Source organism: Amycolatopsis sp. NPDC051071, assembly GCF_040682875.1.
Classification (GTDB): Bacteria; Actinomycetota; Actinomycetes; order Mycobacteriales; family Pseudonocardiaceae; genus Amycolatopsis.
Genome location: NZ_JBFBBY010000308.1, coordinates 1 through 3,233, shown reverse-complemented (window position 1 = coordinate 3,233; position 3,233 = coordinate 1). Strand labels below are relative to the sequence as shown.

The window sequence follows — 3,233 nt, the reverse complement described above, 5'->3', positions numbered from 1 at the left end:
GAGCCGACGACCTACCAGGACATCGCGCACCAGATGGACATCCTGTACGTAGTGCGAACCACCGCAACTAGAGGACGAAACGCGGGGAGTGGTCAGCGCGAGGCAGCGGTGAGGGCCTCGACCTCGTCGGAGGTGAGGGCCAGGCCGGCCGCGGGCAGGAGGTCGTTCAGCTGCTCGACCGAGCGGGCGCTCGCGATGGGTGCGGTGACGGTCGGCTGAGCGAACAGCCACGCCAGTGACACCGCCGCGACCGTGACGCCGCGGTCGGCCGCGATCGCGTCCAGTGCGGCGAGGACACGCTCGCCACGTTCGTCCAAATAGGACGAAGCGCGCGCGGCACGCGGGCTGTCGCCGAGCTCGTCCTTAGAGCGGTACTTTCCGGCGAGAAAACCCTTGGCCAGTGCGAAATACGGCAGGATGGTCAGCCCTTCGCGCTCGACCGTCGGTGCCAGCTCGGTTTCGTAGTCCCGCTCGACGAGGTTGTAGTGCGGCTGCAACGCGACGTACTTCGCCAGGCCTTCCCGGTCCGAAATGGACAGTGCTTCGGACAGTCGTTCCGCGGAGTAGTTCGACGCCGCGATGTACCGGACCTTCCCGGCGCGCACGAGCGCGTCGAAGGCCCGCAGCGTCTCCTCGATCGGAGTCTCCGGATCGTCGATGTGCGCGTAATAGAGGTCGATGTGGTCGGTCTGGAGCCGCCGAAGCGAATCTTCGGCCGCCGCCGCGATGTTGGCCGCGGAAAGGCCCTTCCGCTGGTCCCACATACCGGTCTTGGTCGCGATGACGACGTCGTCGCGGCTGCCGCGTTTGGTCAGCCAGTTGCCGATGATCGTCTCGGAGCCGCCCTTGGAGTACAGGTCGGCGCTGTCGATGAAGTTGCCGCCCGCCGCCGTGTAGGCGTCGAGGACGGAGAAGGACTGCTGCTCGTCCGCGGTCCAGCCGAAGACGTTGCCGCCGAGGTTGATCCCCCGGACGTCGAGGTCGGTGTTGCCGAGTTTCGCCATGCTTCGAACCTAAGTGGTTGGTTTCGGAAGTGCTTCGTGGGTATCGGCGGATCCAGGTTTCCGCTGGGCGTGCGGCCGGAAGACCCTCGTACCGGGTTGTACTCGGGCCTTTCGGCCGTACGTCCAGCGGGAAGCTGGGCCACCGAGACGCCGAAGGACTTCCGAAACCGACCACTAAGGGAAGACATGGGCGAGGGCTGGTGTTAGCTCGGATCATGGGAATCGAACTCGGCAGGATCGGCATCTGGCAGCACGAAAGCGTGTTCACTCCGGAGCTCACGCGTGAAGTGGAGAAACTCGGCTACGGCACGATCTGGATCGGCGGCTCGCCCTCCGGTGACCTCGCGAAGGCGGAGGAACTGCTCGACGCCACGAAGACGATCAAGGTGGCCACCGGCATCGTCAACATCTGGAAGGACGACGCGACTACGGTCGGAGCGTCGTACAAGCGCATCGAGGCGAAGCACCCGGGCCGCTTCCTGCTCGGCGTTGGCGCCGGGCACCCGGAGGCCGATACGAAGTTCAAGAAGCCGTACGGCGCACTGGTCGAGTACCTCGACGCGCTCGACGCCGCTGGGGTGCCGGTCGAAGCCCGCGCGCTGGCCGCCCTCGGCCCGAAGGTGATCAAGCTCGCAGGGGACCGCACAGCGGGAGCCCACCCGTACCTGATGACGCCCGAGCACACCCGCCAGGCGCGCGAGATCCTCGGCGACGGACCGCTGCTCGCGCCCGAGCACAAGGTCGTCCTCGAGACCGATCTGGAGAAGGCCCGCGCCATCGCGCGACCGGGCGTCCAGTACTACCTCGGCCTCGTCAACTACACGAACTCCCTGCGGAAACTCGGTTTCACCGACGAGGACCTGGCGGGTGAAGGCAGCGACAAGCTGATCGACGCACTCGCCTTGCACGGCGACGCCGAGACCATCGCCCGCGGTATCACCGCGCATATCGAAGCAGGTGCGGACCACGTGGGCATCCAGGTACTGAACCAGGACCCGCTGCCGGTCTACCGCGCGCTCGCCGCGGTCCTTCTCTGACGCGACGGCTGTAGGCACCTCCCGGCCGACCTCGTACGATGCGGCCGAGAGGTGCACCAGCCTGCTTCGAGGAGGAGTAAACGATGCCCATCGCCACCCCCGAGGTCTACGCGGAGATGCTCGACCGGGCGAAGGCGAACGAATTCGCCTACCCGGCCATCAACGTGACCTCGTCGGAGACCCTGAACGCCGCGATCCGCGGGTTCGCCGAGGCGGAGAGCGACGGGATCATCCAGTTCTCCACCGGCGGCGCGGAGTTCGCGTCCGGCCAGAAGGTCAAGGACATGGTGACCGGTTCGGTCGCGCTGGCCGAGTTCGCCCAGGTCGTCGCCGCCAAGTACGACGTCAACGTCGCGCTGCACACCGACCACTGCCCGAAGGACAAGCTCGATGGCTTCGTCCGCCCGCTGATCGAGATCTCGGCCGAGCGGGTCAAGAACGGCCAGAATCCGCTGTTCCAGAGCCACATGTGGGACGGTTCCGCGATCGACCTCGACGAGAACCTCGAGATCGCGCAGGAACTGCTCGCCAAGGCCGCAGCCGCGAACATCATCCTCGAGGTCGAAATCGGTGTCGTCGGCGGCGAGGAAGACGGCGTCGAGGCGGAAATCAACGAGAAGTTGTACACCGCCGAGGGCGACTTCCTGAAGACCATCGACGTGCTCGGCTCCGGCGAGAACGGCCGCTACCTGCTGGCCGCGACCTTCGGCAACGTGCACGGCGTCTACAAGCCGGGCAACGTGAAACTGCGCCCGGACGTGCTCAAGGGCGGCCAGGAGGCGGCGTCGAAGAAGCTCGGCCTTTCCGCCGGCTCGAAGCCGTTCGAGCTGGTCTTCCACGGCGGTTCCGGCTCGCTGCCGGAGGAGATCCGCGAGGCGGTGTCGTACGGCGTCGTGAAGATGAACGTCGACACGGACACGCAGTACGCCTTCACCCGTCCGATCGCCGAGCACTTCTTCAAGAACTACGACGGTGTCCTGAAGATCGACGGCGAGGTCGGCAACAAGAAGGTCTACGACCCGCGCAGCTACCTCAAGGCCGCCGAGACGGGTATGGCGGCGCGCATCGTGGAGGCCGCGCAGTCGCTGGGCTCGGCGGGCAACAAGCTCTCCTGACCCGTTCCCGCTCCCCGCTCCGCTCACCCGAAGTGTCATGAGGGGTCCCCATAGGACAAATTTCGTCCTATGGGGAC

3 protein-coding genes are annotated in these 3,233 nt (G+C 66.2%); 2 read left to right on the top strand and 1 reads right to left on the bottom strand.

The features are described from left to right. Positions 1-92: 92 nt before the first annotated feature. Positions 93-1,004 (bottom strand): aldo/keto reductase, encoded by a 912-nt coding sequence (locus tag AB0M65_RS40590; RefSeq protein WP_364040919.1) that lies wholly within the window; start codon positions 1,002-1,004, stop codon positions 93-95. A gap of 215 nt (positions 1,005-1,219) precedes the next feature. Here AB0M65_RS40590 and AB0M65_RS40585 point away from each other — a divergent pair, with 215 nt between their 5' ends. Both AB0M65_RS40585 and fbaA read left to right on the top strand, forming a co-directional pair. Further along, positions 1,220-2,041 carry an LLM class F420-dependent oxidoreductase gene (locus tag AB0M65_RS40585; RefSeq protein WP_364040916.1) on the top strand — a complete coding sequence of 274 codons (822 nt, stop codon included), beginning with the start codon at positions 1,220-1,222 and terminating at the stop codon, positions 2,039-2,041. Between the two features lie 83 nt (positions 2,042-2,124). Beyond that, positions 2,125-3,156, top strand: coding sequence for a class II fructose-bisphosphate aldolase (gene fbaA / locus AB0M65_RS40580; RefSeq protein ID WP_364040913.1), 1,032 nt, complete (start codon positions 2,125-2,127; stop codon positions 3,154-3,156). Positions 3,157-3,233: the final 77 nt, after the last annotated feature.